We start from the raw sequence: 15716 nt of genomic DNA on the forward strand, positions 1-15716 counted from the left end.
ATTTATTATTTACATTTTTAATTAAAATAGGTTTATTTTGCAGCTGATACACTAATCGAACAAAATGAACCTAACGGATCCTGATATTTTCAAAAAAATAAAAAACGGTGATCTGACTGCATTCAGCAGTTTGTTCGACAAAACCTATACTCATTTGTGTTTTTTTGCGAATAAGTATATTTCGGATTTGGATAAGTCCCGGTCTATCGTACAACAAATTTTTGTTGATCTATGGGTAAAAAGAGAGAAAATAAAGATTCATTCGTCTCCAAAATCATATTTATACAATACTGTAAAAAACCGTTGTATCGATTATTTAAGAAAAGAAAACAAAATAATTTTAGGAACGGAATCTCAGGAAAATACAAAATCTGTTCCCTTTCAGGATTTAGTTGAAGAAGCGGAATTGAACGACCGTATCAATTTGGCCATTAACCAACTACCTGAAAAATGTCGTGAAATTTTTACGCTTTGTCGTTTTGATGGTTTAAAATATGCTGAAATTGCAGAGAAATTAAATATCTCCGTAAAAACAGTAGAAATGCAAATGGGAATTGCTCTAAAAAAATTGCGAAAAAACTTATCTGACTACCAATCACTTATACTTATCTCTTTATTTCTTTCAAAAAAAAATTAATTCACTTTACAGGGTGAAGGAGTAAAAATTCGTCTTGTAATAAATTAAGCCAATAGACGAAGTGAAAAAATCGAACCATCACCCCGATGTTCTTATCAGTAAATTCCTTTCAGGAAATCTTTCTCCTGAAGAAAAAATAGAATTCGAAGCATGGCTCAATGCCTCGTCTGACAACAAAAGGACGTTTCAACAAAGCAAAAAAGCATGGGAAATAAGCAAAAATAAACTTTCACCGGAAGATTTTGAGCGGGATAAAACAAAGGTGCTTAACACCGCTCAAAAACAACAGTCAACCCAAATCCTTCGCATACGCCGACAACTAATTCTATTTAAAGTTGCAGCCATACTGGCCATTCCGGTCACATTTGCGCTAAGCTGGTATTTTATGAATAAAAGCGGGCAACTGGCATCAGATAATTTAGTTACCAAAGTTACTGCTCCCAAAGGCCACGTAGCTAAATGTTTTCTTCCGGACGGTACCGAGGTGTGGGTAAATACCGGTTCTACCCTTAGCTACGATACTGATTTGTTTAACAAAAAAAAGCGCGAAATACATCTCTCCGGAGAGGCCTATTTTGAAGTAGTCAAAAATAAAACCAAACCTTTTTGTGTTAAAACACCTCTTGCCAACATTAAGGTAACAGGTACTTCTTTTAATGTAAAAGCCTACCCGGAAGAAGAAATTTTTGAAGCAGTTTTGGCAGAAGGAAGCATTGAAATGGTACTAAATAATTCTAGTGAACAAAAAATAAATCTGGTTCCCGGAGAAAGGGCTGTTTTCAAAAAAAACGTTAAAGGTATTTTAATTGAAAAAATAGAAGCCGATTTTTTCACCTCATGGAGAAATGGAGAAATTCTATTTAAAGATGCCACCCTCAATGATTTGGTCAAAGAGCTGGAACGTATCTATGACATACAGTTTTATCTTAAGGATCCAAATTTGGGTGAATTTCGGTTCAGAGGTATGTTTAGTTACAACAATAACCTCATAGAAGCGCTGGAAAAAATAAAGCGAACAGCAAACATCGACTATTATATTGAACATAAAGAAGTTTGGTTATATAGAAATTAAATATAAACGACTAAATCAAACAATTTAAAACAAACGTTATGATAAAAAATATTCGCCCTGGTTAGTTAGATAAACAGGTTAGTACGGAGAAAAAGAAAAGAGGGATATGTTGGCAGCATACCCTCTTTACAAAACGTCATTAGCCTGTATAAGCTAAATCTATTTATTAATTAAAACATTCAAATTTATGAAAAAAAAATTACACACCTGGGAGACATTTTATCCCGGTGAAAAAAAACTACTGTTAATTATGAGGTTAACAATTTTTCTCATATTAGTCTCCGTTTTCGCCTCCACAGCGAGTGTATATTCGCAGGCTACGAAACTCACGGTAAAAATGAAGGACAGACGTATTGCCGAAGTATTTGATGCAATAGAGCAACAAAGCGAGTTTTATTTCTTTTATAACCGGGACAACTTCAACGACAATAACCTGGTTTCTGTTGACATGGAAGGAAAAACCATTGAGCAGATACTCAATCAGCTCTTTAAAGGACAGGCCGTGACATACGAAATCGTAAACAGAAATATTCTTATCAAAACAAAAAGCAGCTACCCAGGTATTTCTGAGATACAGCAAGAAGCCGTGAGTGGCAAAGTTACCGATACCAGAGGTCAGCCTCTTCCGGGTGTAACCGTTTTAGTAAAAGGAACATCACAAGGTACCGTAACCACCACCGACGGCGAATATTCAATTTCAAATATCGCCGAAAATGCCGTTCTGGTATTTTCTTTTGTCGGAATGAAGTCCCGGGAAGTGGTTGTTGGAAACCAAACCCGTATTGATATCGTTTTGGAAGAAGAGGCTATTGGACTGGATGAAGTTGTAGCCATCGGTTACGGAACACAGAAAAAAAGAGATCTGACGGCTGCAATTTCGACTGTAGGCGCCGAAGAATTGAGCAACAGGCCTATAACAAACTCCACTCAAACGCTTCAGGGAACAAAGGGGATTTATGTAAACCAGCTGGGAGCACAACCCGGAAGAAGTGATGCCTCCATTCGCATTCGTGGCCTGGGCACCTTAAACAATAATAATCCACTTGTTTTGGTAGATGGTGTTGAATTCTCTTTATCAGATGTTAATCCAAACGATATTGAAAGTATCTCGGTTTTGAAAGATGCAGCAGCTGCAGCTATCTATGGTTCAAGAGCGGCAAGTGGGGTAATTTTAGTTACAACCAAAAGCGGGGAAAGAACAAAAGGTTTTCACATCAACTACAATAACTATTTTGGAATGGAAAAAGTTATTGGGCTGCCGAACTTTATTACCGACCCTGTGAGGGTACTTGAATTAACAAATTTGGCCAAACTCAATGCAGGCCAAAATCCCTGGTACAGTGACGAAATGATTGAGGAGTACAGACAGGGCATGGAAACCGATCCCATTGTTTACCCACATAACGACTGGTTTGATATCATGTTTGATACGGGTTTTATCCAAAATCATAATGTGAGATTTACGGGGGGAGCTGACAATTATAATTTCTCATTATCCCTTGGCTATCAGGATCACAACGGAGCTCTGATGGGAACAACCTCCGACAAATATTCCATTGCTTTAAATTCCAGGGCTAATATAACCGATAGATTATCGATTGGTATAATCTTTAACGGGCAACTCAATGTATTTGATGAAGCATTAGCCGGTACTCCATATCTTATGAATACTGTTTTCAAAAATGCCGGACTGGGATATGAACCTACCTATACCGCAGATGGGAAATATGCAAACCACTGGTTTATTACACCTGGACACTATCAGTTTCGTAATCCTATAGCAGTAGCTACAGAAGGTATTAACAATCACAGAAATGAGCATTATTATTTTATTTTAGATGCCCAGTATGAATTACCCGGAAATTTTACCTACAAAGTAAAAGGCTCGTATGCCAAAGAAAACAACCTGAATACCCAGTTTGAACCTTTGGTTTATCAATATGATGCAAAAACCGGCGCCAGCAAAACAATACTGATTGCTGATGCTTCTGTCAGAAGAGCTTCAAAAAGTATAGTGAACAACTATGATTTAAACTTCAACCAAACCCTTAATTGGAATAAAGAAATTGAAAACCATGTTATCAATGCTTTGGTTGGATACGAAGTAAAAGAATTTAATTATAATAATTTGTATGGTTATATCGAAGGATTTTTAGGGAACGGGCTCACTACCTTAAATGCGGGTTCAACCGGCCCGCAAACTACCGGTACCAATTCAAGAAATTCTTTGATGTCATTTTTCGGAAGATTGGAATACAATTACAACAGCAAATATCTTTTTCAGGGAAATTTCAGATACGACGGATCATCAAGATTCGCAGAGGGCAGAAAATGGGGATTGTTTCCGTCATTTTCTGCAGGATGGCGAATTGGCCAGGAAAATTTCATGGAAAATATATCATGGCTTGACGACTTAAAAATCAGAGGCTCCTGGGGACAACTTGGAAACGAAAGAGTACCGTCTTTCCGCTATGTGAACCTGGTAAACCTGGGATATGATTACAGTTTTGGAAGTACCATTGAGCCGGGAGCTGCAATAGCAATGTACAACGACCCGACACTTACATGGGAAACATCAACTACTTCGAATATCGGGGTGGATGCCTACCTGTTGAACAACAGCTTAAATTTCAGCGTTGAATTATTTAAGAAAAGGACTTCCGACATTCTTCACAATGTAAGTATACCTACTCAGGTAGGAGATTTAACCGGCCCGATAAAAAATATAGGTGTAGTAGATAATAAAGGTTATGAATTTGATCTATCATACCGAAATAAGATTGGTTCTGTTTCTTACGAAGTATCAGGTTCTATTACCCGGATTAAAAATAATGTAGTGGATTTGAACGGAGAAGTTGTGTATGAGTATGGTTCCCGCTCTCAGGGTGGTACAATCATAAAAGAAGGATACCCGATTCAGTCCTATTATTTATTGCATGCCATCGGTATTTTTGACACTCAGGAGGAAATTGACAATTCGCCATTTCAAACTGAAGACACAAAGCCGGGTTATATAAAATTTGAAGACGCAAATAATGACGGAGTTATCAATCAGGATGACAGAATAATCCTGGATAAAAATCGTATTCCGGACTACACAGCTTCTTTCAATTTAAGTCTGACATACAAAAATATAAATGTTTCAGCGTTCTTTAACGGAGTAAAAGGGGTATACACTTTTAGAGCTCAACCGGGAGATGTGCCATTTTGGTATGGAACCGGAGTTACTGAAAAATGGATAACCGATTCATGGACTACTGATAACATGGATGCTAAACTGCCGATTTTAACCACTTATGAAGATGCAGTAAATACAAATTTTAGAAGTTCCGATTTCTTGTTACAGGATGCTTCTTACCTGCGACTTAAAAATTTGCAGGTAAGCTATAATCTGCCAGCTCATATTACCGATATGGTAAAGGTTAATTCGGCTAAGATTTTTGTTAACGCAGAAAATCTGTGGACATTGACCAAGATGGACACTTTCGACCCTGAAAGGGGTATGGAAACGGATAATGCATATTATGATTATCCAAGTGTAAAAACATTTACTTGTGGAATTGAAATCGACTTTTAAATTTCAAAACTAAAAATAATTATGAAAAAAATATATATTATTCCTATAATTATAAGTATCCTTCTATTTTCAGGCTGCGAAGATTACTTGACAACTGTTCCATCAGACCAATACACGGTTGAAAATTTCTGGAGCTCTGAAGAAGAAGCACAAGCCGGACTGACGGGTGTATATCAGGTTCTTAGAGGATACCATGCAAATCAGGTTTTATATAGCTCCCAGGTAACTCCCAATTCATCGCGATTTGATGACCCGGGCGGCTGGAGGAGTCTGGCAAGAGGAGTCGCTCAAACTACAAACCCGTTGTTTCAATCAGCATGGGACAACAATTACCGGGGAATTGGACGAGCAAATACTGTGATTGATAATGTGAATACTGAAAATCTAAAAGAAACGGACACTGATATTATTGACCAGATTGTGGGCGAGGCAAAATTCTTACGTGCTTATTTTTATTTTGATTTGGTATATAAATTTGGAGGAGTTCCATTAATACTTGAAACACCTGACAATGCCATACATGGAGAAATGGGGCGGAATGAAAGAAGTGAGGTTATCACTCAAATCTTAATCGATTTGGAAGATGCTATAGCACTCCTTGCCCTGAACAATGATCCAGGCAGGATTACAAAAGGAGCAGCTATGGCATTAAAAGCCAGGGTACTTTTATACGAAGAGAGATGGAGTGAAGCAGCAAGTACCGCTCAACAGGTAATAAATTTAGACAAGTATTCTTTGTTCCCGAATTACAGGGGCTTATTTATGTTGGAAAATGAAAATAATTCTGAAGTAATTTGGGATATACAATTCAAATTAACAGAGTTCGGCCATGGATACGACGACGCAGTAGACCGCCATAGCAATAATTCACCGTTAAAAGGCCTTGTTGATGCCTATTACATGACCGATGGAATGTCGATCGGGGAATCTTCTATGTATGATCCGGAAGATCCGTATGCTAACAGAGATCCTCGATTGTATCAAACAATCCGGTTAATGGGGCATATGTATAACGGAAATATTGATACAGAACAGCAACTCGATCAAACCGGCTTTGGCACAAAAAAATTCACTACTTACAGTGACGATACTGAAATTGCTGAGATTCCGGGAGGACAAAGTGAGGTTAATCCAATTGTAATAAGATACGCAGAAGTATTGCTTACATACGCTGAAGCAACAAACGAAGCAGAAGGTCCAGTGGAGTCGGTTTATGATGCAATTAATCAAATAAGAAACCGGCCAACAGTAGATATGCCTGACTTACCGACAGGATTAACTCAGGATGAAATGAGACAGGAAATTCGCCACGAGAGACGAATTGAGCTGGCAATGGAAGGGAAATATCTGGAAGATATTAAACGATGGAAAACTGCGGAGATTGAATTAAATGGCCCTGTGTATGATTGGGAAGGTAACGTATATGAAAATCGCGCGTTTGACCCCGATCGGGATTACCTGTGGGCGATTCCTACTCAGGAAATAGACCTGAATCCTAATTTACAACAAAATCCGGGTTGGTAAGAATAAAAAACAACAGGGATTTTACCTGCTAACTTGTGTCATTCAGAGATTTTTGATGAAGAATATTCAAAAAAATGTCATTTATAAATCTCTGAATGACAAACTTTTTTTTTAAAAGAAGAAACTTTTGAAGTTGTTTATTTATTTCCAGTTTTTTAAAATCAATGATATCAAACAAAAACAACATAAAACAAATAAGAACAAGAAAGTCTTAAAAAAAATAACAACAACTAAATTTCCAACTCAAAATATAAAACTCTATATATCATGAAATTCTCAAAACGTTTGATCGCTGTATTTTTGATCATTCTGACAAGTACTGTTTTTTTTGGTTTTCGTTCATCAAAAGAGAAGGATAACAATCCTCCGAATATCGTATTAATTTACCTCGACGACATGGGTTATGGCGATTTGACTCTTACCGGTGCTACGGATTACAGTACACCCAATCTGGATAAAATTGCGAGCCACGGAATGTTTTTCTCCCATTATTATTCGCCCCAGGCAGTATGCAGTGCATCACGTGCAGGATTGCTCACGGGGTGCTATCCCAACCGGATCGGAATTACCGGGGCGTTGAGCCACCGATCAACCACCGGAATTTCGGACGATGAGGAAACCATAGCCCAGGTGTTGAAAAAGAAAGGATATGCTACCGCTATTTTTGGAAAATGGCATTTGGGCTATCAAAAGCAGTTTCTTCCAACAAAGCACGGTTTTGATGAATTTTACGGAATCCCCTATTCACACGATATGTGGCCACTTCATCCCACCGGCACTTATCCAAAACTCCCGCTTTATGAAAATGAGACCATTGTTAACCCGGATGTGAGACCGGAAGATGTAGCGCATTTTACCGCTGATTTTGCACAAAAAACGATTGATTTTATACAACGTAACCAAGACAAGCCATTTTTTGTATACTGGCCTAATCCTTTGCCACACGTTCCGCTTTACGCTTCTGAGAGATTTAAAGGAAAATCGGAACAGGGAATGTACGGCGATGTTATGATGGAAATAGACTGGGGCATCGGAGAAATTATAAAAACACTGGAAGCAACCGGATTAGATAAAAATACACTGGTTATTTTCACCTCCGATAACGGCCCGTGGCTGAATTACGGAAACCACGCGGGCACCACCGGCGGATTGCGCGAAGGCAAAGGCACATCTTACGAAGGAGGCCAACGTGTACCCTGTTTAATGATGTGGAACGGAGTGATTCCGGAAGGAGTGGTTTGTAACAATCTGGTTTCAGGTATCGACATTTTACCCACACTGGCAGCCATTGCAGATGCTCCTCTGCCCAAAAACAAGATTGACGGAGTAAATCTGTTACCTCTCCTGAAGGATAATTTTGAAGCAAATCCACGCGAAACCTTTTTGTATTATTACCGGAAGAACAGTCTGGAAGCTGTTCGTCACGGTTCATGGAAACTTGTATTCCCTCACCCTGGCAGAACTTACGAAGGTTTTCAACCGGGTAACGATGGAAGCCCCGGGCCACTGAACAACAATTTTTCGTTTGAAGGAGGATTGTATGATTTGCGCCGCGATCCGGGAGAACGGTATGATGTTAGCGAATCGAATCCCGAAATTGTGAAAATGCTTGAAAAAATTGCTGAAGAGGCCCGCCTGGATTTGGGGGATGATTTAACCGGTAATCACGGGGAAAACCGTCGGGAGCCCGGAAGAGTTGCAAACTGAATTTCAGAAAATTATACAGCTGAATAATTTATAAAATATTGAATATGAAACCTACTGCCATATCAATTACAATCGTTTTTTCCCTTTTATTAATTTCTGTATTTTCTTTTGGAAAAGGAAGCGAGGATGCCGCCAGACCCAATGTTATCATAATTTACACCGACGACCAGGGTGCGATTGATTTAAACTGTTTTGGTGCAACCGATTTGGTTACACCCAACATGGACAAGCTGGTAAAAAGCGGCATTAAATTTACTCAGTTTTACGGCGCTCCCATTTGTTCTCCTTCAAGAGCCGGGTTACTCACGGGAAAAACACCACAGCATGCGGGTGTACCGGGAAACGTGAGTTCTTTGGATGATACTGCCGGAATGCCTTCTGAACAATATACGATTGCCGAAATGTTTAAAGATGCCGGATATAAAACTGCGCACATTGGAAAATGGCATTTGGGGCATGCTAAAGACAAACAACCCAATGCGCAGGGTTTTGATTACTCCTTTGGCCATTTTGTCGGTTGTATCGATAATTATTCGCATTTTTTTTATTGGCAGGGACCTAACCGGCATGATTTATATCGCAACGGAGAAGAAGTTTTTTACCCCGGCGATTATTTTCCGGATTTAATGGTAAAAGAAGCTTCTGGATTTCTGGAAAAAAATCATGGAAGTCCGTTTTTTATGTATTATGCCATGAACACCCCGCACTATCCTTACCAGGGTTCGCCGGAATGGCTGAATTACTACAATGAAAAAGGGGTAAAATATCCCCGCAATTTATATGCAGCTTTTATTTCCACCATGGATGAAAAAGTGGGAGCACTGCTTCAAAAGCTCGATGAGTTGGGATTGCGGGAAAATACCATCGTTGTTTTTCAGTCGGATAATGGATACTCAACCGAAGAACGCGCGCATTACGGGGGCGGAGATGCAGGTGTTCTGAGGGGTTCAAAGTTTAGTCTGTTTGAAGGAGGAATCCGTGTTCCGGCGGCAATTACCTGGCCGGCAAAATTAAAAGCCAATGAAGTACGAAATCAGGTGGCAGTAAATGCCGACTGGATGCCCACACTTGCTGAACTTTGCGGAATTGATTTAGACAAAAGCGAACTGGACGGGAAAAGTTTAGTCCCTGTTCTAAACGATAAAAACAATAAAACCTTACACAACGAATTCTGCTGGCAAAATGGAAAACACTGGGCAGCAAGAAAAGGCGACTGGAAATTGCTGGGCAATCCGGCAATTAGTGGTGTAAATTTTTTACCCAAAGACTCACTTTTCCTGGTAAATATAAACAGCGATCCCGGTGAAATAAAGAATGTTGCTGACCAATTTCCGGAAAAAGTAAAGGAGCTAAAAGAGCAATACAGAAAGTGGAGTGTTGAGAATAATCAGTAAATCATAGTTAAGTCTGTCGTCCTATTTTAGAATGACGCACCCCCTGTTGAAAAAATATAGAATTATCAATAAATCTGATAAAATAATTAAAGAATGGATGAAATAATATTTCATCCATTCTTTTCTTTTTACAACCTTTGTACAATAGACCTATAACCAACATCTACAAAAATGTACAAGAACAAAAAGTATCTGATTTTTTTAGCCGTAATTCTTTTATTTTCCCAATCGTGTTCAGAAAAAAAACAAGTTCATCCGAATATCATCTTTATTCTTACCGATGACCAGAGATGGGATGCCCTTGGCTACGCAGGAAATGAAATTATCCAAACACCTGAAATGGACAAGCTGGCCGGTAACGGAATATACTTTAAAAATGCTTTTGTTACCACTCCTATTTGTGCCGCAAGCCGGGCCAGTCTTTTTACCGGATTATATGAACGTACCCACGGCTATACTTTTGGTCAGGGAAACATAAAAGATCCTTACATCAAAAATTCGTACCCTGTTTTAATGAAAGAGGCTGGCTATTACACCGGCTTTTTTGGAAAATTTGGCGTTCAGTACGATAGTATAGCTTCACTGTTTGATGTTGCTGAAAGCTACGACCGTAACGGAAAATTTAAAGATTATCGCGGCTATTTTTATAAAATGCTGGGACCTGACACCGTGCATTTAACACGTTACACAGGTCAACGTGCAATCGATTTTATAAACAATGCGCCGCAAGATCGTCCTTTTTGTCTTTCTCTGAGTTTTAGCGCACCGCATGCACACGATTCAGCGGAAGACCAATATTTTTGGCAAAAAACAGGCGATTCATTGTATTCGAATATAACTATCCCCTCTCCTATTTTAAGCGAAGACAAATATTTTGAAGAACAGCCTGAATATGTAAAAACAGGCGAAAACCGCACGCGCTGGCATTGGCGTTACGATACTCCTGAAAAATTCCAGCACAGTATGAAAGGTTACTACCGGATGATTTCCGGAGTAGATGCTGAGATTGGCAAAATCAGAAAAACGCTCGAAGAAAAAGGGCTTGCCGACAATACGGTTATTCTTTTTATGGGCGACAACGGTTATTTTGAAGGCGAACGCCAGTTGGCAGGAAAATGGCTGATGTACGACAATTCCTTACGTGTACCTATGATGATTTATGATCCGCGGGTTAAAGATCACCAGGATGTTGACGAAATGGCTTTAAACATTGACATTCCGGCTACGATTCTTGACCTTGCCGGAGTTTCTATTCCTGAAAATTGGGAAGGGAAAAGTCTTTCCCGATTTTTGTCTGGTCAGAACCCTTTGGAAAACCGGGAATCGTTTATCTGTGAGCATTTGTGGGACGTGGACATTATCGCACCCAGCGAAGGAATCAGAACAAAAAAATGGAAGTATTTCCGATACAGAAAAGACTTGGCACACGAGGAATTATACGATTTGGAAAACGATCCAAAAGAAATCACCAACCTGAAAGATTCTGCTGCTTTCCGGGATGTGATGCAAAACCTAAAAATGAAAACAGACAGTTTTATAACAGTGCTTACTAAAGCAAAAATTGAAAATTAAATTTCTGTACAAACATTTTATTGGAGAGCCTGTCAAAAGAAAAAACAATACTCATCTATAAACTATTTATTTAACAAAAAATAAAATGAATTTTTTTAAGACTATCAAAGTATTTGCAGGACTGTTTCTCCCATGCATCTTGCTTTCCTGCACACCAAAAAATCAGCCCCAAAATGACACTTCTGTAAATTCCGTTGAAAACGATTATTATGTAGCTGCCTATGTTTGGCCGTCGTGCCACCACGATGAGCGTTTTGGCGACATGCTTTGGCCCGAAGGTACAGGCGAGTGGGAGGTGATAAAAAAAGGAAATCCACGTTTTGAAGGGCATTACCAACCGCGGTTACCACTGTGGGGCTATGAAATGGACAACGACCCGCAGGTGATGGAAAAATGGATTGACCTTGCCGTTGAGCATGGTGTAAATATATTTGTTTACGACTGGTATTGGTTTGATGAAGGCCCCTTCCTGGAAAGTGCATTAAATGACGGATTTTTGAAAGCAAAGAACAATTCGAAAATGCAGTTTTATATCATGTGGGCCAACCACGATGTAAAACACAACTATTGGAATGTGCACAAATTTAAAGACGATACCTCGCTGCTTTGGGACGGAGCCGTAGATTGGGACAACTTCAAAATTATTGTTGACCGGGTTATCAATCAATACTTTAAACAACCCAACTACTTTAAAATCGATGGTATGCCGGTATTCTCCATATTTAGTATCGACAACCTGCTGCAAGGTTTTGGTGGAAGTTTGGAAGAAGCCCGGAAAGCGCTCGATTATTTCCGGGAAGAAGTTAAAAAAGCAGGTTTCCCGGGGTTACACATTCAGTGGAATCAGGGCGGAGGTTCAATTATGTCGGAGGCTGCCGCTGAAAAATTCTCAAAAAGAGTAAACGAAATGGGGTTCAACAGCGTGGCAATGTACAACATGGGCGGCCGCAAAGAAGATTACCTTGCTTATGGTGACAATTCTGTAAAAATAAGGACACAAATGGACTCCCTATTAAACGTTCCGGTATTCCCCTGCGTTTCCATTGGCTGGGATGACACACCGCGTTTCCCTGCAAAAGGAATCAAAGATGTAGTGCATTACCACAACACTCCTGAAAGTTTTGCAGCACTGTTATCCAAAGCAAAAAAATATGCCGCCAGTCATCCCGAACAACCAAAAATTATTACGGTTAATGCCTGGAATGAATGGGTGGAAGGCAGTTATTTATTGCCCGATATGTTAAACGGATTTGGGTACCTGGAAGCCGTTGAGAAAGTAATTAAAGAAGATTACGATCCGTATTCTGAATAAAATTTTGGAGTTGAAATTGACGCCTATAAAAATTTGTATCTCATTTTCAAATAACACAACTGAAACATGACAAAAAAAAGCAAAAACACAAAGCTCCTTATTAAAGTAACAGGTTTAGTCATTTTACTTTCTATTTTAGCTTGTTCACAGAACAAAAAAGTAGAAGACGATACTCTGTTCAACGGTTTTGTAAATCCTCCGGCTGATGCACGCCCCTTTGTTCGTTGGTGGTGGAACGGGAATTGTTTGGAAAAAGGTGAAATCACCCGGCAGCTCGATGTGTTGAAGAAAGCCGGGATGGGAGGTGTGGAAATCAACCCGATTGCCATGCCCGAAGAAGCAAAGGATATTGGTGTAAAACCCATGACCTGGCTTAGTTCCGAATGGAATGATATGCTAAAGTTTGCGGCCGAACAAGTCAAAGAACGCGGAATGATTGCTGATTTGATTGTCGGTTCGGGCTGGCCTTTTGGAGGTGAATTCCTGTCGGAGAGTGAAACCATGCAGCGGATGATTATAAATACAATTCCCTGCTCGGGAGGACAGCAACTCAACGAAACTTTAGCGGACTTGTATAAAAAGGCCGAAGAATCGTTGTCCCGAAGTCACGGGGAGGTTCGAAGTTATGAAATGGCTTTTATTCGTCTGGTTCCCGCTGACATTCAAAACACTTCGGAAGAGACTGACCTTTTTAATGACAAATACTGGAAGACCGATCGACTGGTAGTCACAATTCCTCCCGGGAAATTTAATCTGATTTATGGGATTCTTCAACGTGGTACGCGTGAAGTAATGCATGGCGCTCCGGGTGCAGCCGGTCCGGTTATGAACCACTATGAAAAGAAAATAACCCGCGCTTATTTAAGCCGGCTGGATAAAATTAGCAAGGACACCGGCACTCCGCTATCTGAGCTAATTCGGGCACTTTTCTGCGACAGTATTGAATTAGACGGCTCCAACTGGACCGATAATTTTCAGGATACCTTTTTTGAAAACTATCATTACGATCTTTCGCCCTGGCTGCCGTTTGTTTTTTACGATCCATTTAAAGGATATGTGGAAGAAAATTATGATGCAGATTTTACAGAACAATTAAAACGGGTGAGGTACGATTACAATAAATTGTTGGTAAAGGTTTTTCTGGAAAACTTCACACAGGAATTTCAGGATTTTTGTACAGAAGAAGGTGTACTTTGTCGCTACCAGGCTTACGGAACGCCGTTTCTTATGGGGATGATGGAGGGAAATATGATTCCCGACATTCCCGAAAGCAACAACTGGATTTATTCGACCGATATGGATGCCGACGCGTGGTACTGGAACCAGCAACACGGTTATATGATTTGGAATTTATATGCTTCTTCGGCAGGCCATCTTAAAAATCGAAAAATAGTCAGTAATGAAGCGATGACCAACACGAGTGGTGTTTTTAAAACTTCGCTGGAAGAAATAAAACAACACGACGACATGAACTTTATAACCGGGATGAACCACTCTGTTCTGCATGGCTACAACTATTCGCCGCAAAAAGCAGGGTTTCCGGGCTGGATTCGATATGGAGCTTATTTTAATGAAAAAAATACATGGTGGCCGTTTTTCCCAAAATGGGTGGATTACAACGCGCGTCTTTCCTATATTTTTCAGAATTCGCAAGCCCTGAAAAATATTGCCATACTGGCGCCGGCGGCTGATATCTGGGCAAAAAACGGGTTAACACGCGATCCCTTTCACACCCAGCCCTGGTATGTTTACCGGCTTTGGGAATCGTTGAGTCAGGCCGGAAGTTCCTGCGATTATATTAGCCAGAAAATTATTCAGGAAGGAAAAACCAACGACGGCAAACTTACCTATGGCCCCATGTCGTTTAAAACGATTTTCTTAAGTAGTATTGAATCGCTGGAACCGGAAACCGCTACCGCGCTGCTCGAATTTGTAAAAAGCGGCGGAAAATTGGTTGCCATCGACGGACTTCCATTTCGATCGCTTTCTTTTCAAAAAACAACCCAAAACGATTCAATTGTAAAAGCTGTTTTTACTGAAATTAATGATAAATTTCCGGAGCAACTTTATTCGTTTGCCAGCCCAAATACAGAGGAGGAGTTACTTCCCTGGACGATTGAACTTCTGGAAAAGGCAAATATTCAAAAAGATGTAAACATTCAGCAGCCGGATAAAAATGTTTTTCAGATTCATAAAAAAGCCGGAGAAAAAGACATCTGGTTTTTTACCAATATCAACCGGACCAAAACAGTTACTTTAAATACTGTTTTTCCAACAGCCTCCAAAACTCCGTGGGTTTGGAATCCTGAAAATGGTGAACGTTCGGTGTTCCCTTTCAATAAGAAGAAAAATGAATTAACGATTGAATTAGAACCATTACAATCCTTGTTATTGGTGTTCGAGCCCAAACTCAAAGGTAAACCAACACCACAAGCTAAGGAAGGAACCCAAAAGGTTGCAACAATAACCGGTCCCTGGCAGGCAACTTTTGAGCCAGTCAACGGAGAAAAATTTACAAGGGAATTAGACACGCTGTTTACGTTCGACACGCCCGACGACAAAGAACTAAATGACTTTGCCGGAACGGTTATTTATTCTGCATCTTTCAATTCCAACGACACGACAGGTTTCCTTGAACTCGGAAAAACAAACAAAGGGATTAGCGAAGTATTGCTGAACGGGAAAAGCGTTGGATTAAATTGGTACGGGAAGCCGGTATTTCAATTGGACGGCGCGTTAAAAAAAGGTGAAAATCAGCTGGAAATAAAATATACTACTGTACTCGCCAATTATGTAATGAGCCTGAAAGATAATCCGACGGCGCAACACTGGACCGGAAAATATCAAAAAATCCCCATCGGTTTGGAAGGAGACGTGATAATTTATTCGGAGAAAACGCATTAGAATTAACAAATAAAAGG

9 protein-coding genes are annotated in these 15716 nt (G+C 39.8%); all 9 read left to right on the top strand.

The window, feature by feature from the left end; all coding sequences use genetic code 11:
* The first annotated feature begins 64 nt into the window (after window positions 1-64).
* The 9 genes from GM418_RS07375 (at window position 65) to GM418_RS07415 (ending at window position 15699) form a co-directional block, all read left to right on the top strand.
* Entirely contained in the window at window positions 65-637 is a 573-nt protein-coding gene (locus GM418_RS07375) for an RNA polymerase sigma-70 factor (protein ID WP_158864661.1), read from the top strand.
* A gap of 61 nt (window positions 638-698) precedes the next feature.
* Window positions 699-1709 carry a FecR family protein gene (locus GM418_RS07380; protein WP_158864663.1) on the top strand — a complete coding sequence of 337 codons (1011 nt, stop codon included), beginning with the start codon at window positions 699-701 and terminating at the stop codon, window positions 1707-1709.
* A 187-nt stretch (window positions 1710-1896) separates the two neighbouring features.
* Complete coding sequence (locus GM418_RS07385; protein WP_217447734.1) at window positions 1897-5286, top strand: TonB-dependent receptor; 3390 nt, start codon at window positions 1897-1899, stop codon at window positions 5284-5286.
* Between the two features lie 21 nt (window positions 5287-5307).
* A complete protein-coding gene (locus tag GM418_RS07390) occupies window positions 5308-6810 on the top strand; it encodes a RagB/SusD family nutrient uptake outer membrane protein (protein WP_158864665.1) in 1503 nt (500 codons plus the stop codon).
* A gap of 267 nt (window positions 6811-7077) precedes the next feature.
* Entirely contained in the window at window positions 7078-8517 is a 1440-nt protein-coding gene (locus GM418_RS07395) for a sulfatase family protein (protein ID WP_158864667.1), read from the top strand.
* Window positions 8518-8561: 44 nt separating this feature from the next.
* Window positions 8562-9911, top strand: a complete 1350-nt coding sequence (locus GM418_RS07400) for a sulfatase-like hydrolase/transferase (protein ID WP_158864669.1) — start codon at window positions 8562-8564, stop codon at window positions 9909-9911.
* Window positions 9912-10082: 171 nt separating this feature from the next.
* On the top strand, window positions 10083-11483 hold the full coding sequence (locus GM418_RS07405) for a sulfatase family protein (RefSeq protein ID WP_158864671.1): 1401 nt from the start codon (window positions 10083-10085) through the stop codon (window positions 11481-11483).
* 85 nt (window positions 11484-11568) lie between these two features.
* A complete protein-coding gene (locus tag GM418_RS07410) occupies window positions 11569-12795 on the top strand; it encodes a glycosyltransferase WbsX family protein (protein ID WP_158864673.1) in 1227 nt (408 codons plus the stop codon).
* A 66-nt stretch (window positions 12796-12861) separates the two neighbouring features.
* Window positions 12862-15699, top strand: coding sequence for a glycosyl hydrolase (locus tag GM418_RS07415; protein ID WP_158864675.1), 2838 nt, complete (start codon window positions 12862-12864; stop codon window positions 15697-15699).
* Window positions 15700-15716: the final 17 nt, after the last annotated feature.

Source organism: Maribellus comscasis (assembly GCF_009762775.1).
Taxonomy (GTDB): domain Bacteria; phylum Bacteroidota; class Bacteroidia; order Bacteroidales; family Prolixibacteraceae; genus Draconibacterium; species Draconibacterium comscasis.